Annotated in this window: 27 protein-coding genes; 8 read left to right on the top strand and 19 right to left on the bottom strand. The window is 33.1% G+C overall.

Going from position 1 to position 22,393, the window contains the following annotated elements; translation table 11 throughout:
* Window positions 1-127: 127 nt before the first annotated feature.
* Window positions 128-1,654, top strand: coding sequence for a helicase HerA-like domain-containing protein (locus BM253_RS13460; RefSeq protein WP_397334431.1), 1,527 nt, complete (start codon window positions 128-130; stop codon window positions 1,652-1,654).
* Window positions 1,655-1,672: 18 nt separating this feature from the next.
* Here BM253_RS13460 and BM253_RS13455 read toward each other — a convergent pair whose 3' ends face one another.
* Window positions 1,673-3,034, bottom strand: a complete 1,362-nt coding sequence (locus BM253_RS13455) for an FAD-dependent oxidoreductase (protein ID WP_091525336.1) — start codon at window positions 3,032-3,034, stop codon at window positions 1,673-1,675.
* A gap of 152 nt (window positions 3,035-3,186) precedes the next feature.
* On the opposite strand from BM253_RS13455, the gene BM253_RS17195 reads away from it, so the two are divergent.
* Window positions 3,187-3,345: a lmo0937 family membrane protein gene (locus BM253_RS17195; protein WP_124899743.1), complete on the top strand. Its 159-nt coding sequence runs from the start codon at window positions 3,187-3,189 to the stop codon at window positions 3,343-3,345.
* 37 nt (window positions 3,346-3,382) lie between these two features.
* Here the strand turns inward: BM253_RS17195 and yajC are convergent, their stop codons facing one another.
* The 4 genes from yajC to BM253_RS13435 form a co-directional block, all read right to left on the bottom strand.
* Window positions 3,383-3,673, bottom strand: coding sequence for a preprotein translocase subunit YajC (gene yajC / locus BM253_RS13450; RefSeq protein ID WP_091525334.1), 291 nt, complete (start codon window positions 3,671-3,673; stop codon window positions 3,383-3,385).
* Window positions 3,674-3,679: 6 nt separating this feature from the next.
* Window positions 3,680-4,168, bottom strand: coding sequence for a DUF1573 domain-containing protein (locus BM253_RS13445; RefSeq protein WP_091525332.1), 489 nt, complete (start codon window positions 4,166-4,168; stop codon window positions 3,680-3,682).
* Between the two features lie 2 nt (window positions 4,169-4,170).
* Window positions 4,171-5,115, bottom strand: a complete 945-nt coding sequence (nusB, locus tag BM253_RS13440) for a transcription antitermination factor NusB (RefSeq protein ID WP_091525330.1) — start codon at window positions 5,113-5,115, stop codon at window positions 4,171-4,173.
* Window positions 5,116-5,195: 80 nt separating this feature from the next.
* Window positions 5,196-6,296 (bottom strand): Glu/Leu/Phe/Val dehydrogenase dimerization domain-containing protein, encoded by a 1,101-nt coding sequence (locus BM253_RS13435; protein ID WP_091525327.1) that lies wholly within the window; start codon window positions 6,294-6,296, stop codon window positions 5,196-5,198.
* 161 nt (window positions 6,297-6,457) lie between these two features.
* Between BM253_RS13435 and BM253_RS13430 the strand changes: the two genes are divergently transcribed.
* The 3 genes from BM253_RS13430 to BM253_RS13420 all read left to right on the top strand — a co-directional run bounded on the left by BM253_RS13430 (window position 6,458) and on the right by BM253_RS13420 (window position 9,331).
* Window positions 6,458-8,215: an ABC transporter ATP-binding protein gene (locus BM253_RS13430; protein WP_091525325.1), complete on the top strand. Its 1,758-nt coding sequence runs from the start codon at window positions 6,458-6,460 to the stop codon at window positions 8,213-8,215.
* Window positions 8,216-8,283: 68 nt separating this feature from the next.
* Window positions 8,284-8,634, top strand: coding sequence for a PUR family DNA/RNA-binding protein (locus tag BM253_RS13425; protein WP_091525323.1), 351 nt, complete (start codon window positions 8,284-8,286; stop codon window positions 8,632-8,634).
* Between the two features lie 55 nt (window positions 8,635-8,689).
* Window positions 8,690-9,331, top strand: a complete 642-nt coding sequence (locus BM253_RS13420; protein ID WP_091525321.1) for a hypothetical protein — start codon at window positions 8,690-8,692, stop codon at window positions 9,329-9,331.
* 50 nt (window positions 9,332-9,381) lie between these two features.
* Here the strand turns inward: BM253_RS13420 and BM253_RS13415 are convergent, their stop codons facing one another.
* Together BM253_RS13415 and BM253_RS13410 are read right to left on the bottom strand one after the other, a co-directional pair.
* On the bottom strand, window positions 9,382-9,891 hold the full coding sequence (locus tag BM253_RS13415) for a gamma carbonic anhydrase family protein (RefSeq protein ID WP_091525319.1): 510 nt from the start codon (window positions 9,889-9,891) through the stop codon (window positions 9,382-9,384).
* A gap of 47 nt (window positions 9,892-9,938) precedes the next feature.
* Entirely contained in the window at window positions 9,939-10,970 is a 1,032-nt protein-coding gene (locus BM253_RS13410) for a PorP/SprF family type IX secretion system membrane protein (RefSeq protein WP_091525317.1), read from the bottom strand.
* Window positions 10,971-11,152: 182 nt separating this feature from the next.
* Between BM253_RS13410 and BM253_RS13405 the strand changes: the two genes are divergently transcribed.
* The 3 genes from BM253_RS13405 to BM253_RS13395 are packed head-to-tail and all read left to right on the top strand — an operon-like array spanning window position 11,153 to window position 14,768.
* Window positions 11,153-12,055: a NifU family protein gene (locus BM253_RS13405; protein ID WP_091525315.1), complete on the top strand. Its 903-nt coding sequence runs from the start codon at window positions 11,153-11,155 to the stop codon at window positions 12,053-12,055.
* Window positions 12,056-12,100: 45 nt separating this feature from the next.
* Window positions 12,101-14,080: a thioredoxin domain-containing protein gene (locus tag BM253_RS13400; RefSeq protein WP_091525313.1), complete on the top strand. Its 1,980-nt coding sequence runs from the start codon at window positions 12,101-12,103 to the stop codon at window positions 14,078-14,080.
* A gap of 28 nt (window positions 14,081-14,108) precedes the next feature.
* On the top strand, window positions 14,109-14,768 hold the full coding sequence (locus BM253_RS13395) for a hypothetical protein (RefSeq protein WP_143095662.1): 660 nt from the start codon (window positions 14,109-14,111) through the stop codon (window positions 14,766-14,768).
* Window positions 14,769-14,797: 29 nt separating this feature from the next.
* Here BM253_RS13395 and tsaB read toward each other — a convergent pair whose 3' ends face one another.
* The 12 genes from tsaB to gcvH all read right to left on the bottom strand — a co-directional run bounded on the left by tsaB (window position 14,798) and on the right by gcvH (window position 22,337).
* Entirely contained in the window at window positions 14,798-15,463 is a 666-nt protein-coding gene (tsaB, locus tag BM253_RS13390; protein ID WP_091525309.1) for a tRNA (adenosine(37)-N6)-threonylcarbamoyltransferase complex dimerization subunit type 1 TsaB, read from the bottom strand.
* Window positions 15,464-15,467: 4 nt separating this feature from the next.
* Window positions 15,468-15,704 carry a hypothetical protein gene (locus BM253_RS13385; RefSeq protein WP_177205790.1) on the bottom strand — a complete coding sequence of 79 codons (237 nt, stop codon included), beginning with the start codon at window positions 15,702-15,704 and terminating at the stop codon, window positions 15,468-15,470.
* Complete coding sequence (locus tag BM253_RS13380) at window positions 15,694-16,236, bottom strand: DUF420 domain-containing protein (RefSeq protein WP_091525307.1); 543 nt, start codon at window positions 16,234-16,236, stop codon at window positions 15,694-15,696. Before BM253_RS13380 ends, BM253_RS13385 begins: the two co-directional genes overlap by 11 nt.
* Complete coding sequence (locus BM253_RS13375; RefSeq protein WP_091525305.1) at window positions 16,236-16,907, bottom strand: SCO family protein; 672 nt, start codon at window positions 16,905-16,907, stop codon at window positions 16,236-16,238. The genes BM253_RS13380 and BM253_RS13375 overlap by 1 nt, the downstream gene beginning before the upstream one ends.
* Window positions 16,908-16,909: 2 nt before the next feature.
* A complete protein-coding gene (locus BM253_RS13370) occupies window positions 16,910-17,572 on the bottom strand; it encodes a hypothetical protein (RefSeq protein ID WP_091525304.1) in 663 nt (220 codons plus the stop codon).
* A gap of 68 nt (window positions 17,573-17,640) precedes the next feature.
* Entirely contained in the window at window positions 17,641-17,988 is a 348-nt protein-coding gene (locus BM253_RS13365; protein ID WP_091525301.1) for a cytochrome C oxidase subunit IV family protein, read from the bottom strand.
* 18 nt (window positions 17,989-18,006) lie between these two features.
* The gene (locus BM253_RS13360; RefSeq protein ID WP_091525299.1) at window positions 18,007-18,999 is read right to left on the bottom strand and encodes a cytochrome c oxidase subunit 3; all 993 of its coding nucleotides are present in this window, start codon (window positions 18,997-18,999) and stop codon (window positions 18,007-18,009) included.
* Window positions 19,000-19,066: 67 nt separating this feature from the next.
* Window positions 19,067-19,651, bottom strand: coding sequence for a cytochrome c oxidase subunit 3 (locus BM253_RS13355; RefSeq protein ID WP_091525297.1), 585 nt, complete (start codon window positions 19,649-19,651; stop codon window positions 19,067-19,069).
* Complete coding sequence (gene cyoE, locus BM253_RS13350; protein ID WP_245758501.1) at window positions 19,651-20,592, bottom strand: heme o synthase; 942 nt, start codon at window positions 20,590-20,592, stop codon at window positions 19,651-19,653. The genes BM253_RS13355 and cyoE overlap by 1 nt, the downstream gene beginning before the upstream one ends.
* 233 nt (window positions 20,593-20,825) lie before the next feature.
* A complete protein-coding gene (deoC, locus tag BM253_RS13345) occupies window positions 20,826-21,587 on the bottom strand; it encodes a deoxyribose-phosphate aldolase (protein ID WP_317040965.1) in 762 nt (253 codons plus the stop codon).
* Window positions 21,584-21,964, bottom strand: coding sequence for a VanZ family protein (locus BM253_RS13340; RefSeq protein WP_177205789.1), 381 nt, complete (start codon window positions 21,962-21,964; stop codon window positions 21,584-21,586). The genes deoC and BM253_RS13340 overlap by 4 nt, the downstream gene beginning before the upstream one ends.
* Window positions 21,957-22,337, bottom strand: a complete 381-nt coding sequence (gcvH, locus tag BM253_RS13335) for a glycine cleavage system protein GcvH (protein WP_091525289.1) — start codon at window positions 22,335-22,337, stop codon at window positions 21,957-21,959. The genes BM253_RS13340 and gcvH overlap by 8 nt, the downstream gene beginning before the upstream one ends.
* Window positions 22,338-22,393 lie beyond the last annotated feature (56 nt).

Here is a 22,393-nt window from a genome sequence, read left to right as displayed (position 1 = left end):
CCTTAATCATTAAACGTTTCACTTTCACTATTATTGTTTTTTAGTCTCAAATATTTCTTAACAATTACATAACCTGCCGTTTTATTGCATTTTTTTAGTTGAAAGAAGTTTATATCTTTATCAAAAAATGAATAATTGTTTAATGGATATCGAAAAATTCAAACTACAAATTAAAGAAGGCTATACTTTTAAGACCGACTTTATCACTATTGGCGGTGCAATGATTGAAAACGCACCCGTTGCAGACCTATTTATAAACATACCTTTAAAAACACTGAACCGCCACGGATTAATTGCGGGTGCTACAGGAACGGGTAAAACTAAAACCATTCAAGTACTATCTGAGCAACTCTCTAACAAAGGAATCCCTGTTTTAATGATGGATATTAAAGGTGATTTCAGCGGAATTGCACAGCAAGGCGTAAAAACTGCTTTTATAGAAGAACGTCATGCTAAAATGAATTTACCTTTTGAGCCTAAAGCGTTTCCTGTAGAATTACTAACTATATCAAAACAAAACGGCGTTCGGCTACGGGCAACCATTTCTGAATTTGGTCCAGTTTTATTATCTCGTATTTTAGATTTGAACGATACGCAAAGCGGTGTAATGTCTTTGATCTTTAAATATTGCGACGATCATCAGCTGCCTTTATTAGATTTGAAGGATCTTAAAAAAGTAATTCAGTTTATAACAAATGAAGGTAAAGAGGCTATTGAAAAAGAATACGGACGTGTTTCTACTGCTTCAACCGGAGCAATTCTGCGTAAACTTATTGAATTGGAACAACAAGATGCTGATTTATTTTTCGGAGAAACATCATTCGATATTAAAGATTTAATGCGAATTGACGAAAATGGTAAAGCATACGTAAACATTCTACGTTTAAACGATATTCAGGACAAACCTAAATTATTCTCGACTTTTATGTTGTGCCTTTTGGCTGAAGTTTACAATACCATGCCGGAACAAGGCGACAGCGGTCAGCCGGAACTGGTTATTTTTATCGATGAAGCACACTTAATCTTTAAAGAAGCCAGCAAAGCACTGTTAGATCAAATTGAAACCATTGTTAAATTGATACGATCTAAAGGAATTGGTCTGTATTTTATCACACAAAATCCAACCGATGTACCCGACGGTGTTTTAGCGCAATTAGGATTGAAGATTCAACATGCGTTGCGTGCTTTTACTGATAAAGATCGGAAAGCGATTAAACTGGCATCGGAAAATTTCCCAACAACCGAATTTTACAAAACCAACGAAATTATTACACAGCTTGGTACGGGAGAAGCTTTGGTTACCGTTTTAAACGAAAAGGGAATTCCTACACCTTTGGCTGTTTGTATGATACTAGCACCAATGAGTAGAATGGATGTTTTATCGCCTACTGAAATTGAAGGGTTGATAGAAAAATCGGACCTTAAAAACAAGTATAATAGTGTGGTTGACCGTGAAAGTGCGTACGAAATTCTGAACCGCAAGCTAACCATAGAAAAAACGACAGAACCTGCAGTTATTAAAGAATCGAAAACCAATACTGCACCAAAGAAAAAAGAAGAAAGTTATTTTACCAAACAGGTTATTAAAGTTTTAACCAGCGCAACGTTTATACGTGGAGCATTTGGTGTACTTACCAAAATATTTAAAAAGTAATATAAAGCAAAAAGCAGACTATATGTCTGCTTTATTTTTATCTAATAAATCTAAAATGTGTTTTTCAACTTCTTTAGTTTGCCAATTTTCATGAATATCGGGTAACTGCATTACTTCTTCCATAACTTTTTTCTGCAAATCGCCAATTGCCAAAGCATCTTCGTACGGATTTAAACTAAAAGTAACGCGATCGTACAACGGCAACCATTTATCGGGATGTTGTTTTGTAAACCAAGCTTCAATTTTTTTCTGCAATAAGAAATCAACATCAGCCGTTTTTATACTCATCTCAATAAAATTTCGATACGATAATTCGGCAATTGCATCGGCATTTGGCTTACGTATCTCTTGATATTTTTCAAAAACCGTTTCAATATCATTTGGAAATTCATCCAATAAATCACTCAAAGCAGTAATATCTTCAAAACCAGCGTTCATTCCTTGTCCGTAAAAAGGAACAATTGCATGGGCCGAATCACCAATTAATGCCACCTTATCTTTATAGGTCCAAGGATAACATTGCATAGTAACCAGCGAAGATGTCGGGTTTGAAAAATAATCTTCTTTAAGGTTTACGATTAAATCTTTTGTGTCAGAAAAATATTCATTAAAAAATGTCGTTAGCTTTTCTTCTGAATTGATTTCTTCAAAGGAATTATCACCTTCAAAAGGCATAAACAACGTACAAGTAAACGATCCGTCATCGTTAGAAAGTGCAATCAACATAAATTCACCACGAGGCCAGATATGAAAAGAATTAGGATCGATTTTATGCGAACCATCTTCGTTTGCTGGAATGGTTAATTCTTTGTAGCCGATATTTAAAAAATATTGTGAATAATTAAACCTGTTCTGGCGTTGCATGCGGTGACGAATTCTCGAAAAAGCTCCATCTGCACCAAAAATCTGATCGAATTGTCTATTTTCAAAAGGTCCGTGTTCGTTTTCACCTATATATAAGGTTGCGGTTTCTAAATTTACGTCCCAAATTCTCTGACCAAATTCAAAATTTACTCCGGCTTTTTCTGCCAGATCAATCATCATTCTGTTTAAACCACCGCGCGAAATAGAATAAATAGCTTCGCCATTGATGCCATATGGCTGAAAAGATAAAGATCCGTCTTTTAAATGAATGGCTCTTTTATCCATTGGAATGGCAATTTTTCTGATTTCATCGCCAATTCCGACTTCATCTAAAGCATGCCACCCGCGAGTTGACATTGCCAAATTTATAGATCTACCTGAAAATTTTACTTTACGGATATCTTCACTTCGATCAAAAATGGTTACGTTGTAGTCTTTCTTTTTAAGATAGATACCCAAAAGCGTGCCTACCAAACCGGCACCTGCAATTGCAATATCTTTATTTTTTGTAAGCATGTTATAGCTTTTTGTTTACTTAAATGTATTTGGATAAAAGTACAAAATTGTGCGGTAGTCACCAAAAATTGCAAAAAAAATATAAAAGTTAAAGTGGTATTAAATTATTTTTTTACTAACTTTAGGATACTAATTTTTAAAAATAGTATGCTATGAGAGATTTAATTTGGCTTATTGCCGTAGTACTGATCATTTTATGGGCTGTGGGATATTTTGGTTTCGCAGATGCCGTAGGAAGTTTTATACACGTTTTATTGGTGTTAGCAGTTATTGCTATCCTATACCGATTAATTACTGGAAACAGACCTTAAAAATAAAAACTCCTAAAGAAATTTAGGAGTTTTTTATTTATGATTTCTCAACTACTGGAGAAGCATTTACTTTTCTGCTTAAATCTAAAGAGATTGCCGCTTTTTCCATTTTAATTTTTCCTGCCATTGTTTCTACAACCATTGTTGTTTCTGCAAGTTCAGAAATTCTTCCGTGGATACCGGCTTTAGTTACAATTTTATCGCCTACTTTTAAGCTTCCTTCAAATTCTTTTTCTTTTTTTACTCTTTGTTGTTGCGGACGTATCATTAAAAAATACATTGCCGCCATTATTAAAACAAAAGGTAAAAACTGTTGAATGTTTTCCATTTTAAATTATTCTGTTACGTTTGCTTTTACAGTTAACACTTCGCTACCTGCTTCGGTATTGGTTGTTAATGTTATGTTTTTACTTTGTAAACCTGCACTGTTTGCAGAGAAAATAACTTTCATTTTTGCCGATTTACCTGGTTTGATTGGTTCCGTTGGTTTTTCTGGAACCGTACAACCGCATGATGCCTTAGCATCGATAATAACTAAATCTACAGTTCCTTCGTTTCTGATTTCAAACTCCACTTCGCCTTTAGATCCCTTTTTTAATTCACCGAAATCATGAGTTGTTTCGTTGAATGCAATTTTAGGAAAACCTGTTTGTGCACTTGTAGAACTTGAAGTTTCTGTAACACCATCAGTTGTTGTTGATGTTGTTGTAGTTTCAGTTGTTGTAGAAGCACCATCTTTGATAAGTGACGAAGCGTCTTCTTTTTTATTACAAGCCATTAAGCTTAATGCAGCGAAACCTGCTGCAAACATTAATTTTTTCATAATTATTCGATTAATCCTCTTCCTATTTTGTTTAATTTATTTTCTTCGCGGTATTCTTTAACTAAAGCGTCTAAAATTCCGTTGATAAATATACTGCTTTTTGGTGTTGAATATTCTTTTGCAAGTTCTAAATATTCGTTAATTGTTACTTTTACAGGAATCGATGGAAATTTTTGCAGCTCGCAAACACCTAAATTCAAAATAATAGTATCAATTTCGGCAATACGATCTAATTCCCAATTACGCGTTTTGTCTTCATATTCCTTAACAAAGACATCTGCATTCAACGCTGTTTTTCTAAACAACTGCTTTGCAAATTCTTTATCTTCATCATCTTTAAAAACTTTGTTCAGTTTAAAATAGCTGGTTTCGTTCTTTAATCCTTCCAACTGTTTTAAAATCGCTGTATTTACAACCGGAATATCATCAATCCAAGAAATTTTATAATCTTCTAAAAACTCGTATATCTTTTCGTTCGGAGCAATAAAATCGGTAAATAACTTAATTAAGAAATCTTTATCTTCTTCAAAAGTATTCACGCCGTTACGCATGTAATGCTTGTATAATTCGCTCGATTTAATTTCTTGCAACAACGTTTTTATGTATTGATCGTTTACATGAAACTGATTGATGTGCAATTCTTTCAGCCAATTATTTAATGTTTCAGATTTACATAAAACCTGCAACGCTAAATTATTGACAAACTTTTTATTGGGATTTTTTTCTTGTGGTGTAGCTAAATGTTTTTGTGCCGATACTTCCAGAAAATCATTCTCTACTTTCTGCAATTCAATTAATGAAGACAACATTAAAAGATACAGTTCGCGGATGTTTTCTAAACTGTTGAAAAGATATTTTTCATAAACATCTAATTGATCGGATTGGTTTTGAGTCATTGCATATAATGCCTGCAATACTTTTGAACGGATATGACGTCTGTTTACCATGCTACTAAGAACTTATTTATAAAGAAAGCGAAAACCTTATTTGATTTTCGCTTTGCAAAATTAAAACAAAATTTTAATTTTTATTTATTTTCTTTTTTTTTCTTTTCGATACGCTGCTCTGCCATTTTCATAGCCGCTTGGTTTGGCGTAATGTTTTGTTCTTTTGCTAAATTTAAAATATCTAACGTAGTGTTGTAGATATTTTCTGTTCTGCGGATAGCTTCGTCTGAACCATATTTAGCAATTTCACCGAAAACATTAATGATTCCACCTGCGTTGATTAAGAAATCCGGAGCATAAACAATTCCTTTTTCCTGTAACATTTTACCGTGAACAGCTTCTTCTGCCAACTGATTGTTTGCAGCACCTGCAATTACTTGTGCCTTTAATTTACTGATAGAATTGTTGTTTACCGTAGCACCCAAAGCACATGGAGCGTAAATATCAACATCTAACGAATATAAATCTTCGCCCATGTAAATAGCCGTGTTGTATTTTTTTGCTACTTCCTCTACTCTGTCTTTGCTAATATCTGTAATGGTAACTAATGCGCCTGCGTTTACCAAGTGTTTTACCAACGTTTCACCCACGTTTCCAATTCCCTGAACCAAAACTCTTTTACCGTTTAAGTCATCAGATCCGTATTTGAATTTCGTAGCAGCTTTCAATCCCATGTAAACACCGTAAGCTGTAACTGGCGATGGATTTCCAGATCCGCCTAAACTTTCTGAAATACCTGTTACGTGTGGCGTAATTGTATGAATTAAATCCATGTCAGGTGTTGTAGTACCAACATCTTCTGCAGTAATATAACGTCCGCTTAATGAATCTACATATTTAGCAAATGCTTTAATTAATTCACGATTTTTATCTTTTTTAGAATCACCGATAATAACCGCTTTTCCACCACCTAAATCTAATCCTGAAATTGCTGATTTATAAGTCATTCCGCGCGATAAACGTAAAACGTCGTTCAAAGCTTCCCATTCAGAAGTATAATTCCACATACGCGTACCTCCTAATGCCGGACCTAATACTGTATTATGTATACCAATAATTGCTTTTAAACCAGTATCTTTGTCGTGGCAAAAAACAACTTGTTCGTGATGATCAAAGGAAATCTGACCAAAAACCGGGTCAACTTTTTTTAACTCGTCTGGAGTATATACGTTTGTTGTCATAATTTTAATAATTTGGATAGATTCAAATATAAAACAATTTATTTTATTATTATTTTTTGATTACATTATTATTAAATCAATAATCATATAATTAATTGTTAAAAAAGTTAACAAAAAAGAAGTTGCGTTTTTTAATATTTAAAAGAAATAGAAGCTAAGTAATGAAAGAACTTCAAAAACTTAATAAATACTTTGTAAAATACAAATACCGATTCCTTTTGGGTATCGTTATTACCATTGCATCGCAAATATTTACTGTTTTTACACCACAGTATATAGGTGATGCTATTACTGTTTTACAGCATTTTTTAAAAGATGAATTAACTGCCGAAGCCACTAAACAAGCCCTGTGGCACAATATGCTTTTAATTGTGGGCACAACATTATTGGCGGGTTTCCTTACTTTTTTAATGCGTCAGACCATTATTGTAATGTCGCGCCACATTGAATTCGATATTAAAAACGAAATTTATGAGCATTACCAAAAACTGAGTTTAGATTTTTACAAACGTCAGCGTACCGGCGATTTGATGAGTCGCATTTCAGAAGATGTTGCAAAAGTGCGACAATATGTTGGTCCTGCTGTTATGTATTCCATAAATACCGTTTTTAGAATGGCAGTAGTAATTGTGCAAATGTATATTATATCGCCAACACTAACTTGGTATTCATTGATTCCTGTACCGTTTTTAGCAATTTTAATGTATAAATTAAGTACCGAAATCAACAACCGAAGTTTTGCTTATCAGCAGAATTTATCAAAATTATCATCGTTTTCACAAGAAATTTTTTCAGGGATACGCGTTATCAAAGCTTATACTTTAGAAGGTAAGCAAAACAAAGCGTACGATGAAGCTACAACCGAAAGTAAAACCAAGTTCATGCGTTTAACCTACACTAACGCATTAATTGGTCCGTTAATGATTTTCCTGATCGGAATAAGTAATTTACTGGTAATTTACATTGGCGCACGTATGTACATCAATGGTACTATTACAGAAATTGGTGTCATTGCGCAGTTTATTTTATACATTAATATGTTAACCTGGCCAATTGCTTCGTTAGGTTGGGTATCGTCTATGGTTCAGGAAGCCGATTCTTCTCAAAAACGTATCAATGAATTTTTAAACGAAGTTCCATCAATCCAATCAACAACATTAGAAAAACACGATTTAAAAGGAAAGATCGAATTCAAAAATGTTCATTTTATTTACGAAGACACAAAAATTCACGCATTAAACAATATATCCTTTACTATCAACGAAGGAGAAACTGTTGCTTTTTTAGGAAAAACCGGATCGGGAAAATCAACTATATTGCAGCTTATTTCACGTTTGTACGATGTTTCTTCCGGGTCGATTTCTATTGATAATATCGATATTAAAGATTTAAATGTTGAAAATTTACGTGATCAGATTGCTGTTGTTCCGCAAGATGCTTTTCTGTTTTCTGATACCATTAAAAACAACATTCAGTTTGGTAAAGAAAATGCATCGCAAGAAGAAATTGAACATTTTGCTAAAATTGCCGATGTTCATAAAAACATTATGCGCTTTGAAAAAGGATACGATACTATTTTGGGCGAACGTGGAATTACCTTGTCGGGCGGACAAAAACAGCGTGTTTCTATTGCCCGAGCTTTAATTAAAGATGCTCCCGTTTTATTGTTAGACGATTGTTTATCTGCCGTTGATACCGAAACCGAAGAGCGTATCTTAAATAATTTAAAAGATATTTCGGCAAAGAAAACTACCATTATTGTAACACATAGAGTATCATCTGCCAAAAATGCCGATAAAATTATTATCTTGAATGACGGTGAAATTATAGAGCAAGGCACTCATAATCAATTACTAAACCAAAAAGGATATTACAACAATTTATATAATAAGCAATTAGCCGAAAAAGATGTAATTTAAATTTTGTTTTTTTAGTTTTTTTTTAGACTTTTGAAGGGATGTAAAAATTTTAACAGAACGAAAGGACTATGAGAGACCATGAAATGCTAGAAAAAGAGGAAATCTTCTCTAAAGTATTAAGAGCCGGCAGAAGAACTTATTTTTTTGATGTAAGATCTACTAAAGCAGACGATTACTATGTAACAATTACCGAAAGTAAAAAATTTACTGAAGAAGACGGATCATTCCACTTCAAAAAGCACAAAATTTACCTTTATAAAGAAGATTTTGTTTCTTTCAAAGAAATCTTAAACGAAATGACTGATTATGTTTTGGAACAAAAAGGTGAAGAGGTTATTTCTGAAAGACATCAAAAAGATTTTAAGAAAGAATTAGTTGCTGAAAAAAGCTACACAAACGTAGAATTCGACGATTTTTAATATATCGTTTTCATTATAATTAATACCGGCGTTTGTCGGTATTTTTTTTAAGCTTATGAAACACCTTTACACTATTATTTTACTTTTAAGTACCCTTTTTACATGGGCACAAAAAAAGTACGAATCCGAAAATATAATCTGGAACGGCACAACTTATCCGTACCGCTACCACCACATGGAACAATATTTCAGATATTATCCCGATAAACGCCCTGTTCCTAATATCGATACTACTATCGTAAATAGAAATTATATTGCAGCGTTTGAAGTAAAAGAAAACAAGTTTTACTTAAACAATATGTATATCAACGGAAGAAATCCTAAAACAAAAGATTTATCGGTATTGGTAGAACTGAACAAAAAAGACGAACCTATGTTTTTAAGTTGGGTAACCGGTTTGTTTGATATTGGTCTGGGTAATGAAAAGTTTTTAGCAAACGATTCTTTAAACCCAATTTATGACAATTACATTGTTTTTGAAGTTCAAAAGGGAAACATTGGTAGAACCGAAACTTTTAACTACAATCAATTAAAGCTTTTTAAAGATTATCAGCATAAACGTTTTAAACAAAGTACAGAATACCAGAAATTAATGCGAAGATTAATTTATAACGGAATGACAGAAGGAGAAGCTTCACTACACATTTACCAGTTTATTTTGTTCTACAGCAAATCGAACTTTTTAAAGAAAGCATAAAAAAATCGTTTCAATTTTGAAACGATTTTTTTAGTATTATTCATCAAAGATTATTGCCAACTGCTGTACAATACATAATTATTACTTATACGGTCAATTTCTCCGGCAAAATCAGAAGCGTTTAATTCTTTTACTCTTTTAGCAGGAATTCCGGCATAAATTCCGTTTGGTAGCAATTCCATATTCTGTATTACAACCGAACCAGCGCCAACAATAACATTGCTGTGTACAACACAATTGTCCATAACAATTGCACCCATGCCAATCAATACATTGTCGTGAATAGTACAACCGTGCACAATAGCATTGTGACCAATAGAAACATTATTACCAATAATTGTTGGATGTTTTTGATACGTACAATGTATTACAGCACCGTCTTGTACATTTACTTTATTGCCCATCTTAATAAAATGAACGTCGCCGCGTACCACTGCATTGTACCAAACACTGCATTGTTCGCCCATTTCAACATCGCCTAACAAGGTTGCATTTTCTGCAATAAAACAGTTGTCGGGAAATTTAGGTTCTTTTCCGTTTATAGATTTAATTAAAGCCATATTATAAAATAAAAAATCCCGATAAAGATCGGGATTTTTTGTTAATATTAAAAGTTAACTGACGGACAGTTACATTTGTAATTACTTTCTTTACATAAGAAGTTAAATCCTAGTGTTAACTGATGGAATCCTCCTTTTGCAAATCCAATTTCTCCAAACTGATGTGAGTAAGTATAACCAACCATGATCTGCTTAAACTTAACACCTAACAATGGTGAAACCGAATGATAGTTTTGTTTTTTAACATCTGAATTATTCTCCATGTATTCAGCTCCTTCAAACATTGTTCTGTAAGAAACACCTGCAAAGAATTGCCCGTTTGCAAATTCTTTATACATTTTTAAATTTACGTCTAACATTTTTTCTTGAGTTTGCTCTGTATATTGGAACAACATCGATGGCTCCCAAGAAAAACCTTGATCTCTGTAAGATCTGTACCCTCTATTCTTCGCAAAAACATATCCTGCAGAAACAATATATTTACGTAAATTATCACTTTCTATCTGTGAATATATTTCACGATCAGAAGTAATTACGTTTTTAACGGTACCGTGTGCATAAAAATCTAAATAATGATATGATGCACCAATATCCACATTAAAATAATTGTATTTTAATTCAGCTCCGTTAACGGATGGATCAAATACTCCATTACCCCATTCAGATTGATCTAATTGAGAATTAACCATTCCCCCGCTGATACCAAACGAAAGTTTATTCAAATCATAATCACTTCGTGAGAAAGTAATATGGTGCGCATAGGTTACTTTTGCTCCTGCTTGCTTATGGTATCCATTTCTATCATTAAATGCTACAAAACCAATACCTGATCTTTCAGAAATCGATGTATTAAAGCTGGCGGTTTGTAAAGCTGGCGCATCTTTTTCACCAAACCATTGTTGACGAGCCGTTAATCGAACTTTTGCACAATTTGCTATACCTGCCATTGAAGGGTGTATAAGGTAATAGTTATCTGTTAAATAATCTTGATACACTGCAATTCCTTCTTGCGCGTTACTTACTTGCGACACAAATAATGAAGATATAACAACTACTAAGGATTTAGTAAATATATTCATAAATTCTTTTTTTCTCTTTAGAAATGGTTAACAAATATATATAAAAAGTATAATATTTAATATCATGACATTAAAATATTCTAGAAAAATCACGAATTCAAATATGTTAATTTTACGTTTAATTTCCAAATATAAATATTCAATTGATATTTCTTTGTTAATTTTGAAAAAAATCTTAAAAAATGTTTAAAATAAATATAAAAGAAACCCAAAACCCAGCTATAGTTAAGTTTGAATTCCCTGATTTTATTAGCTATGGATCTAATTTTGAGTTCAAAAACATCGATGAAACCGCAAATTCTCCTTTAGCACGACAATTATTTTACCTTCCTTTTGTAAAATCGGTTTATATTTCAGGAAATTTCGTAGCAGTTGAGCGTTTTTCTATTGTAGAATGGGCAGATGTGCAAGACGATGTTAAAAAGCAAATCGAAGATTTTGTTACCAATGGCGGAAAGGTTTTAATTGAAACGGAAACTCAAACAACTAAAAAAATTCCGGTTACGGTTTATGGAGAAACTACTCCTAACCCGGCAGTTTTAAAATTTGTTGCAAACAAATCGCTTACCAAAACGGCAGTTGAGTTTAAAAACATCGACGAAGCAAAACCATCGCCTTTAGCGGTAGAATTGTTCAAACTTCCTTATGTGAAAGAAGTTTTTATTGATGAGAATTATGTTTCAATCACTAAATTCGAAAGTTATTCTTGGGATGAAATAACGATTGAAGTCCGTACTTTTATTAAACAATTCATTGAAAACGGTGGAACAGTTATAGACGAATCATTAATTGTTGAAACCAAGGCTCATGAACAACAACAAGATCAATACTTTGACAATTTAGATGTTACATCGCAACAAATCATCAATATTTTAGAAGAATATGTTAAACCGGCAGTTCAATCAGACGGTGGAAACATCACTTTTGAAAATTACGACGACCATACCAAACGCGTTACCGTAACGCTGAAAGGAGCTTGTAGCGGTTGTCCGTCATCAACATTTACGTTGAAAAACGGCATCGAAAACATGTTACGCCAAATGCTACACAACAACGATATTGTTGTTGAAGCTTTAAACGGTTAAAAAATAAGGTTGAGTTTTCTCAACCTTTTCATTTATAAAAATTCTATGCGCAATCAGTTAATCAATTCGTACTCTCCGTATTTGCTTCAGCACGCAGAAAATCCGGTGCATTGGCAACCTTGGAACAATGAAAACGTTCATGTAGCAGAAAGCAAAAACAAGTTGCTCATTATAAGCATTGGTTACGCAGCCTGCCATTGGTGTCATGTTATGGAAAAAGAGTGTTTTGAAGATGATAAAGTAGCAGCTGTCATGAATGCTTACTTTACGAGTTTTAAGATCGATCGCGAAGAATTACCAGCTGTTGACGCTTATTATATGCAGGCTTTGCAGCTTATGACCAAACAGGGTGGCTGGCCGTTGAACATTGTGGCGTTACCGAATGGTTTACCGGTTTGGGGCGCAACTTATGTTCCTAAAAATCAATGGATCGATATTTTACAACAATTGAATGTATTGTTTGAAGAAGATCCTGAAAAGATGTACGATTATGCAGACAAACTTCAAAACGGGATTGCGTTAGCGAATGATACCTTACAGATTTATCCTAAAGAAACAACTGATTTCAACCTTGATCCGTTGCTTGATAATTGGAAAAAAAGTTTCGATTTGGAATTGGGAGGATATCAACGTGCGCCTAAATTCATGATGCCTACCAATTTGAATTTTCTTTATCAATATGGTTTGATTCACAAGGATACTTTTTTGACCGAGTATGTAGAATTAACGCTTACCAAAATGGCTTACGGCGGTTTGTTCGATGTTATTGAAGGAGGATTTTCGCGATACAGCGTAGATCACAAATGGCATATTCCACATTTTGAAAAAATGTTGTATGACAACGCACAACTTTTAACCACTTATACGAACGCTTACATTGCAACAAAAAATGAACTTTTTAAAGAAGTAGTTGAAAAAACTGTGAGCTTTATATTGAATAATTGGCAGGATTCTTCGGGTGGATTTTATACCGCTTACGATGCCGACAGCTTAAACAATAACAATAAATTAGAAGAGGGTGCGTATTATTTTTGGACGAAAACGGAACTTGAAGAGTTAATCAGCAAAGATGAATGGTATTTGTTTAGAGATGTATTCTCTATTAATCAAGATGGATTTTGGGAAGAAGCAAATGCGTATGTTTTATTTCATAAAGAAGATTTAAAAACCATTGCTAAAAAGCATAATTTCGATTTAGATCAACTTCAGATTCTAAAAACAAAATGGGAAAATCTTCTTTTGAAAAATCGTGAACAGCGAATAAAACCATTGCTTGATGATAAGATAATTATCTCATGGAACGCTCAGCTTTTGAGTGGATTTTTAAGTGCTCGAAAAATCATTTCTTCAACAGAATTAAATACTGCAATTGAAAATTTAACAACATTTTTACAGTTTAAAGCATATAAAAATGATAATTTAGGGCGCGTTTATAAAAACAACCAAAATTACATTTCAGGGAATTTAGAAGATTACGCATTCACAATTAAATCTTTTTTAGAATTATTCAATGAAACGCAAGATCTGCAACATTTAAAATTTGCACAAAATCTTACTTTTCAAGCACTTGATTTATTCTTTGACACAAAACAAGGTTTCTTTAAATCTTCTGAAAATGAAACAATTGGTACAGTTTTTGAAATCGAAGACAATGTAATACCTTCTGCAAATGCAATAATGGCAAGAAATTTATTTTATGTAGGCTTTCTATTTAAAAACGACTATTTCATGCAGCTGTCACAAGAAATGACCAATCGAATTTTAGGTCAGATTAATTACGCGAGCGCCTATTCAGAATGGTTAACAAACAACTTAATTTTTAAAGATGATTTTGAATATATCGTTTTAAAAGATGTTTCAAAAGAAGAATTAACAATTATCAATCAAAAAAATGCGTTTAAAATAGTTTTAGACAATTCGTTAAACATACCTATTTTAATCGACTATAAAAATCAAGACAAAAAATTTCAAATCTGTAATATCAACAGTTGCAGATTATTAACAAATGAAATTAAAAATATTTAAGTAACAACAAATTCATAAAACAATAAAAATGAAAAAAGTAATTTTTATACTTTCCTTTGGTATTTTTTCCGTAACAACTAATGCTCAGATGACATTACAAAGTGGAGGTGAAGGAACACTAACATTCAGAAAAAGTGCCGATTTTAATGATGCTGCAATAGCTGGATCAAGGTATCTAACTGAACAATACCAAAATACTAAAGTAAATAAAGGAACACAAAATTTTCTGATTCGTTATAACGCTTATAACGACATAATGGAATATAAAAATGGTAGCGATATTTTAGAATTAGTAAAAGATAAGAATACTCATTTTGAATTCCAAGATGGATCAGTTTATGAATTATTCAAATACGAATTTAATAAAAAAGCAGTTGAGCGTTACCACAGAGTTTTAGTAAGTAACAAAAACGCAACGATATCTAAATATCAAAGCATTAAATTGATACCTGCAACTAAAGCAGCAAATAGTTATGAAAGTGACAAACAAGCTACTTATAAAGAAAACGAAGAAGTTTATTTTATAACTTACAACAATCAAACATTTGAGTTTGATGGAAAACAAAAATCTTTAGAGAAAATTATTTCTGGTAAGAGCGATGCAATCAAAGCTTTTTATAAGGAAAATAAGATTAAAGAAAACGATAGTGATATGATTAAGTTAGGAAATTTCTTAGCGACTATCTAATAACAAAAAAGACTCCAAATTTGGAGTCTTTATTTTTTTGTAGTAAGCATAAAATCTTTCAAATAGTAAGGCTCAAAATAAGCGACGTCTTCAAAAGTATTTTCTATGTATTTTTTATAAGATAATCTATTCATTTCGTTTGCCGACGGATAGATAACATCCTCATGAAAAATAAACTTGGCATCTGTTAAAACAGTTTTGCATTTTAATGATCCATCTCCAACCAAATGAATATCTTCAATTATATTAGCAAAGGCGGTTTCATCAACAATTAAGGCTTCGGCTGTTGATAATACATTAAAATCTTTATCGAACATTTGGGTAAAAACTTCCATTCTTCTAGCATCAATCATTGGAACGATCATTCCAGAATCAATCGATATCTTTTCAGCCAAAACAGCCAATGTATCAACCGCAATTAAAGGAATATTCAACGCATAACAAAGTCCTTTTGCTGCCGAAACTCCAATTCGTAAGCCTGTGTAAGATCCCGGGCCTTTACTAACAGCTACAGCATTTAAATCTGCAAATGAAATACTTTCTGATGCTAAAATTTCTTTTACAAACAAATTGAGTTTTTCCGCATGATTAAATTGCTCTTCACTCAACTCTTTAAGCGCAACTGTTTGTCCGTTTTTACTTAAACTTACCGAACAGTTTTTTGTAGCTGTTTCAATATTTAAAATATAAACCATCAAGCTAAGCTTTATTCTTCTTTTTACCTTTCATTATTCTGTAAATAACAATTCCGCCAACCAACAACAATAAATAAGGGAATGCCATTAAATAGACAATTCCATCGTTTACTGCCGCAGCCTGATTTCCGGTTTCTTCGGTTTCTAATGCTGCACGACACATGGCACATTGAGCGAATCCTTCAATAGAAAAAAGAACAAAGAAAATAGAAAATAAATAGTATGTTTTTTTAGTGAACATAATATGGAGAGATCATTAAATAAACAATAACGCCGGTTACAGCAACATACAACCACATTGGATACGTAATGCGCGCCAGTTTTTTATGACGTTGGTACGATCCCGAAATTCCGCGAACAAATGTTACCAATACAAACGGAATAATGATGATTGATAATAAAATGTGGGTTATCAATATAAAAAAGTAGATGTAACGAATGGCGCCTTCGCCACCAAATTTGGTTTCAACCGATGTCATGTGATATGCAACATACATAGCCAAAAAGGCTACCGAACATGCTATACAAATCTTAATTAAACGTTCGTGTAATACTTGATTTCCTTTTTTGATTGCACTAACTGCCCAAAACAACAATATTGCCGTTAAACCATTAATTGTGGCGTAAATGGGCGGTAAAAAAGAAAGTGGTTTAACATCGTATCCTAAATCATGCAGATTTACACTAAATAATATGGCTACAACAACTGGTATTGCTATTGATAAAATCCAAATCCAGATGCTGTATTTTTTTTCAGTTTGTATATGATCCATTATTCTTTAATTAATTGTTGAATATCTTCGCGAAGCATTTGCACACCTTCTTCTGTAGTTCCATCGTAATAAATTATCGGATAATCCATGTTTTCCATATTACGTGAACGGATTTTTCCTTTTTTATCGATCAAAGCAAACAAGCCTGAATGTTCAAAACCACCCGGAGCATCATCGTTTTTACCAACATACATATTGAATTTTTTAGCAAGACCGAAGATAGCATCTTCAGATCCTGTTAAAAAATGCCAGTTATTCATAGTTACTTTCAAAAATTTGGCGTGCTCTTTTAAATGCTCTGGTGTATCGGTTTCGGGATCAATCGTGATAGATGCAATTGCAAAGCGATCATCTTTACCAAATTCGTCTTGAAGTTTCACCATATTTTCATTCATAACCGGACAAATGGTAGGACATGTGCTGAAGAAAAATTCAACCAGATACACCTTTCCTTCATAATCGGCATTCGTAATGGTTTCGTTATTTTGATTGGTGAACGAAAAAGCAGGTGCTTTACCAATTTCTTTCAGTTCGCGACGGTGTGCTACATTTAAACGATCGCTTTCTACTACCGAAGCACTTTTAAAGCGATCTACAATTTTTGGAACAAAATAGATTCCGAAAATCAAAACGATCAGCGAAATCCAGATGTACGAATAATTTTTTTTCATTACTAATTTGTTATGTTGTCTTTATTGTTGTTCTTTTTAAGTGCCAAACGATATTCTGCCAGAATCACTTTTACATCGTCTGACATTTCGTTGTGAAGATCGGCTGCTGAAATGGTATTATATCCTTCACGATACTCGTCTTCCCCTTTTTTGTTCTTGCCTTTTCTACCACGCAGATTTAGTTCTTTATCGATGATATATACGTTTGATGTACCGACTTTAGAATCTAATCCACCAACCAAATTCAGCTTTTTAAAATACTCTTGAATTTCCTTTTCATCTGCCATTACATAATGCCAATGTTTTAAATCGATATTCACACTTAACTGCCGATTTAAATCTATTATTGCTTCTTCGGTTCCTTTAGGTGCTATCATAACAACCTGAAAATCTACAAAGTCTTTGTTTTTATCGTATATTTTATGAGCTAAATTGGTAATATTACCTTCTACATACTTAATATCGTTTCCTACAAAACCAAGAATAGTAATTTTATTTTTTAATTGAGTTTCGTTGCCGGAAAGTGGTTTCCAATTTATAGGAAGTTCTGGAATTTTTTCTGTAACAACGGGTAATTTAATAAACGAGTTTACACCTGAGGCAAAAAACAGGTAAGCAACAACAGGCACAACAAAAAGAGCGACCAAAAGCAGTACTTTTTTCATTCTAAAAAGTTTTTACAAAAATAAAAAAAGGCGGTGTAATTACCGCCTTTTTAACTCTTATTTATAGATTAAAATATCCATCTCATTGATGATGTTTTAAATACATCGTGAATATATTCTCCTTCAATTAACAACAAACAAGCCAAGTAAGCTATTAAGAATACCATTGGTGCAACAATTGACCAGCGGAATGATGCTTTTTCGCCTTCTAAGTGCATAAACGCCCACATAATGTAGTAAGCTTTTACGATTGTTAAGATGATAAATATCCAGTTTAAGTAACTTAAGCTAAATAATTCGTTATGAAATAAAGCATCTGGTTTTAAAATACCCAAGATAACTTCAACTATAGTAAGTACAGATAAATAAATGAATACCTGCCAAATTCTTTTTGTATTTGATGCGTGTGCTCCCATTTTTTTAATTTTTATAGATTATACTAAATAGAAGAATGTAAATACAAACACCCATACTAAATCTACAAAGTGCCAGTATAATCCAACTTTTTCAACCATTTCGTAAGTTCTTCTTTTTTCGTAAGTACCTAACAACACATTAAAGAAAATAATGATGTTTAACAATACCCCAACAGAAACGTGGAATCCGTGGAAACCTGTAATGAAGAAGAATAAATCTCCAAAACTTTTGTGACCGTATTCGTTACGAACCAAGTTTGCACCTTCTACCACAAATTTAAAATCGTTAGCACGTTTTAAAGTTTCTTCGCGGTTTAACGTAATTTTCTCATGCTTATTACCCGGAACAGTATATTGCGTTCTAATTAAAACATCTGGATTTTTCTCTAACCCGGCTTTTACTTGGTTTAAAGAAACAGAAGTATTGCTACCACCTGTCATTCCCCAAACACCTTTACTTCTTGTTAAAGCAGCGTCTTCTCTTGCCATTGTAGTATCAGCAAAATCTGCCAAAGCTAAACGTTTACCGTCTTTATCAACAAACTGCAGTATTTCGCCACCTCTTGTTTCAACAGCACCGTAAGTACCTGTTATAAAGTTTTTCCACTCCCAAGCCTGTGATCCAACGAAAACAAGACCACCAACAATGGTTAATAACATATAAGTTGCCACTTTCTTTTTCTTCATCTGATGACCAGCATCTACTGCCAATACCATTGTTACCGATGAAAAGATCAAGATAAATGTCATTAATGCTACGTAATACATTGGCGCATCAACACCATGCATAAACGGAAAGTGATTAAAAACCTCATCGGCAATTGGCCAAGAGTCCATAAATTTAAATCTTGTAAATCCATACGCCGCAAGAAATCCTGCAAAAGTTAATGAATCAGACAAGATAAAAAACCACATCATCATTTTCCCATAGCTCGCTCCAAGAGGATGGATATCTTCTCCACCTTCCCAGATTTTTTCTTTAGTCGCTGCTGTAGTAACTGTCGCTCCCATAAAAAGTTTAAGTTGTTAAAAAGTTCCCAAATTTACATCTTTTTTCTTTTAAAGAAAAGTAAAAAGACTATTTGTAAAAAGTAAAAAATAAAAACAAATACAACCATAAGAAACCTAAAAAGTGCCAAAACATTGCACTTAACTCAATTCCAAGGGTTTGAGATGCATTATATTTTTGTTTATAATGATTATAAATTACAATTAATAACGAAATTAATCCACCTGCCAAATGGGCAATATGTACTAAAACCACCACATATAAAAATGATGTTGTTATGGTACTTTGACTACCCGTGAAAAAATATCCAGCCTTGATAACCTGATTAAACCCCTCAAACTGTAATGCTACGAATGCTAAACCTAAAATCAAGGTTGCACCCAACATAATGCTTGTTAAAGATCGGTTATTTTTTTCGATTGCTTTTTTAGCTATATGAAATGTAACACTGCTTAAAACAATTACCAGAGTGCTCCATAAAAAAGCTTGTGGTAAATCGAAATCTTTCAGCCAGTCCGGACGGTTTTTACTGATTACATAAGCACTTGTTAAGCCCGCAAAAATCATTACGATGCTTCCCATTGCAAAAATAAGCATGGTTTTATATGCTTTACCTTTCTGCATTTGTTCTCTGTTAATCTCTTCAATATTCATTATCGCAGGAATTTATCTAAAATAAAAATTATCTGAATTAAAGTAATATAGGTTACGCTTATCAACATTAATGTTTTCGCAGCTTTATCAGTTTGTTTTCTATACAACTGCACGCCGCCATACAACATCCATAAACCTGCTGCCAATACCAAAACTGCTGCAATTGGCGATAAATACAATCTGCCGGTGTAACTCACAGGTCCTTCTCCAGAAGAAAACAATCTAACTATATGACCTAACGCTGGTAATAAAGATGCAATGATTAACCAAACACAATATAGAATAACCTGTAATGCGGTTTTTTTATCTTTTTTACGGGTTGGCAATAAATAAAATCCGCCTTTTTCGTAATCGTTGAATAAGAACCAACCTAATGCCCAGAAATGAGGAAACTGCCAAAAGAACTGAATTAAGAAAAGAGTTCCGGCTTCGATACCAAACTGATCGGTATGTGCCACCCAACCCAACATAAAAGGAATGGCTCCAGGAAAAGCTCCCACAAAGACAGCCAATGGTGTTAACGGTTTTAAAGGCGTGTAAACGCTTGTATATAAAAAGATGGAAATAGCACCGAACATTGCCGTTTTAGGACTTACAACGTACAAAATGATCAACCCAACAACCGTTAAAGCAGAAGCCAAAACAAATGCATTGTTTTTCGACATTCTTCCAGATGAAATTGGTCGGTTTTTGGTTCGATCCATTTTAGCATCCAGATCCTTTTCAATGATTTGATTAAATGCGTTTGATGCACCCACCATACAATATCCGCCCACAGCCAACATCATCAGTTTTATAAAATCGATTTGCTGCCAGTCTTCCACCGCCAAAAGATATCCTGCCAAAGTAGAAAAAACCACACTGAAGGCTAACCCTGCTTTGGTTATGCTTTTAAATTCTGATAGCGCTGAAACTTTTATTGTTGATGAAGGTGTTTCCAAAATGACTTATTTGCTGATGAAATTTGGTTTGCAAATATACTTTAAAAAAAATCTTAAAACTAACTATTTACGCTTTTAAAGTGTTAAACAAAACCGAAAAAGGTTTGGCTAAAACCATTTATTCATCTTAATATTCACAACGGACTAAAGTCCGTTGCTATTCATATCCTAAAAAATCAGTCTTTCGTATTCAAAAGGACGATCATCCTTTTCACATTGTAAACAAATTGCAATTACGATTTTAATGCGTCTTCAATAATTTCTTTTTGTGCCGAAGTACCAATACGCTTTACGCCCATTTCCAGATAAAACAGAACTTCTTCCAACGTTTTTATACCGCCCGATGCTTTTACAGATAAAGGTGTGGCGTTTTCTAACATCAAGGTAATGGAGTTTGGAGTTGCTCCGTTTGATTGATCGCTGGCTGTTTTAAAAAATCCTGTAGATGATTTCACGAACACGTTTCCGTAATCAGTTTCTTTAAAATTTCGAATAACTACATTTTTGATTAAAGCCGTAATCTGAATAATTTCTTTGTTTGATAAGGCTGCGGTTTCAATAATCCATTTTACTGTTTTATGATGTTGCAAACCCAATTGGGTACATTCTTTCACCTGATTTTGAACCAAAGCAAACGCTCCGTTTTTAAACGCCTGATAATCGATCACAAAATCCAGATCATCTGCTCCGTTATCAATAGCCAATTGTGCTTGCAATAATTTTTCTTGTAAACTTGCCATTCCTTCAGGAAAATCAATAACAGTTCCCACCAAAACTTTGCTTTTATTTTTTACAAAATACTGTTTAGCAGTTGCGACATATTCCGGACGAATCATGACGCATTTGTATTTATGTTTTACGGCATTTTGCAACAATTCCTCAACAAGGGCATCGTTTTCTAGTTTAGAAATATTTGCCTGTTCAGGTGTTTTAAGATAGGTAGCGTCTAAAAAATCGTTTACATTCTTCATGGTACTAAAATAAAAAAACCTCACGAATTGTGAGGTTTAAATTTTGTATATATTAAATAAACGGTGGTTCCAAATAAAACGCCCAAGGTGTTACACAATACATCTAACCATTCAAACGAACGCTGTGTTGGTAGTATATCTTGTAAAAACTCGACCATCAATCCAAATAAAATCAAACCAAAAACAATTAAGGTAAGATTTAATTTAAAAGTGGATGCCTTCTTATTCAGCAACGCCCAAGACCATAAAAAAGACGATGTTGTGTAAAATATAAAATGAACAACTTTATCTAAATTAGGAATGCTTATTTTTTGAACTTCGTTAATGTTTGATAAATTTATCAAACAGAAAATCAATATTAAAACATTCCAGCTTATGGCAATAAGCTTTTTATTAAGCACCAATTAATTCTTTATATTGATCAGCTGTTAATAAAGCATCAACTTGAGCAGTATCGGCAACTTTAACTTTAATCATCCAACCTGCAGCATAAGGATCGGTGTTAACCAATTCTGGTTCTGTTTCCAAGTTTTCGTTAAATTCTACCACTTCGCCAGAAACAGGTAAAAATAAATCAGATACAGTTTTAACGGCTTCAACCGTTCCAAAAACCTCATCCTGCTCTAATGTTTGGTCAAGTGTTTCTACTTCTACGTAAACAATATCTCCTAATTCTTTTTGTGCAAAATCTGTAATTCCTACAGTTGCAATTTCTCCTTCTAAACTAACCCACTCGTGGTCTTTTGTGTACTTTAAATTAGCTGGTATATTCATGGTGTTAATATTTTAAGGCAAATGTATAACTTTATTGATAATTGAAAAATTTTTAG

It is taken from the genome of Paenimyroides ummariense, from assembly GCF_900115115.1.
In the GTDB taxonomy this organism is placed as follows: domain Bacteria; phylum Bacteroidota; class Bacteroidia; order Flavobacteriales; family Flavobacteriaceae; genus Flavobacterium; species Flavobacterium ummariense.
Note: the sequence above shows the minus strand (reverse complement) of the source record. Positions and strands in the feature narration are given on the sequence as shown.

Coding starts and splice junctions, on each gene's coding strand:
- BM253_RS13395 (WP_143095662.1), top strand. CDS start 14,109: ATGAAAAAAGTAATTTTTATACTTTCCTTTGGTATTTTTTCCGTAACA.
- BM253_RS13435 (WP_091525327.1), bottom strand. CDS start 6,296: ATGACAACAAACGTATATACTCCAGACGAGTTAAAAAAAGTTGACCCG.
- BM253_RS13410 (WP_091525317.1), bottom strand. CDS start 10,970: ATGAATATATTTACTAAATCCTTAGTAGTTGTTATATCTTCATTATTT.
- BM253_RS13415 (WP_091525319.1), bottom strand. CDS start 9,891: ATGGCTTTAATTAAATCTATAAACGGAAAAGAACCTAAATTTCCCGAC.
- BM253_RS13430 (WP_091525325.1), top strand. CDS start 6,458: ATGAAAGAACTTCAAAAACTTAATAAATACTTTGTAAAATACAAATAC.
- BM253_RS13355 (WP_091525297.1), bottom strand. CDS start 19,651: ATGAATATTGAAGAGATTAACAGAGAACAAATGCAGAAAGGTAAAGCA.
- BM253_RS13405 (WP_091525315.1), top strand. CDS start 11,153: ATGTTTAAAATAAATATAAAAGAAACCCAAAACCCAGCTATAGTTAAG.
- tsaB (WP_091525309.1), bottom strand. CDS start 15,463: ATGGTTTATATTTTAAATATTGAAACAGCTACAAAAAACTGTTCGGTA.
- BM253_RS13370 (WP_091525304.1), bottom strand. CDS start 17,572: ATGAAAAAAGTACTGCTTTTGGTCGCTCTTTTTGTTGTGCCTGTTGTT.
- BM253_RS13420 (WP_091525321.1), top strand. CDS start 8,690: ATGAAACACCTTTACACTATTATTTTACTTTTAAGTACCCTTTTTACA.
- BM253_RS13365 (WP_091525301.1), bottom strand. CDS start 17,988: ATGGGAGCACACGCATCAAATACAAAAAGAATTTGGCAGGTATTCATT.
- BM253_RS13385 (WP_177205790.1), bottom strand. CDS start 15,704: ATGTTCACTAAAAAAACATACTATTTATTTTCTATTTTCTTTGTTCTT.
- BM253_RS13460 (WP_397334431.1), top strand. CDS start 128: ATGAATAATTGTTTAATGGATATCGAAAAATTCAAACTACAAATTAAA.
- nusB (WP_091525330.1), bottom strand. CDS start 5,115: ATGGTAAACAGACGTCATATCCGTTCAAAAGTATTGCAGGCATTATAT.
- BM253_RS13375 (WP_091525305.1), bottom strand. CDS start 16,907: ATGAAAAAAAATTATTCGTACATCTGGATTTCGCTGATCGTTTTGATT.
- gcvH (WP_091525289.1), bottom strand. CDS start 22,337: ATGAATATACCAGCTAATTTAAAGTACACAAAAGACCACGAGTGGGTT.
- BM253_RS17195 (WP_124899743.1), top strand. CDS start 3,187: ATGAGAGATTTAATTTGGCTTATTGCCGTAGTACTGATCATTTTATGG.
- BM253_RS13400 (WP_091525313.1), top strand. CDS start 12,101: ATGCGCAATCAGTTAATCAATTCGTACTCTCCGTATTTGCTTCAGCAC.
- BM253_RS13380 (WP_091525307.1), bottom strand. CDS start 16,236: ATGGATCATATACAAACTGAAAAAAAATACAGCATCTGGATTTGGATT.
- BM253_RS13425 (WP_091525323.1), top strand. CDS start 8,284: ATGAGAGACCATGAAATGCTAGAAAAAGAGGAAATCTTCTCTAAAGTA.
- yajC (WP_091525334.1), bottom strand. CDS start 3,673: ATGGAAAACATTCAACAGTTTTTACCTTTTGTTTTAATAATGGCGGCA.
- BM253_RS13455 (WP_091525336.1), bottom strand. CDS start 3,034: ATGCTTACAAAAAATAAAGATATTGCAATTGCAGGTGCCGGTTTGGTA.
- BM253_RS13360 (WP_091525299.1), bottom strand. CDS start 18,999: ATGGGAGCGACAGTTACTACAGCAGCGACTAAAGAAAAAATCTGGGAA.
- BM253_RS13445 (WP_091525332.1), bottom strand. CDS start 4,168: ATGAAAAAATTAATGTTTGCAGCAGGTTTCGCTGCATTAAGCTTAATG.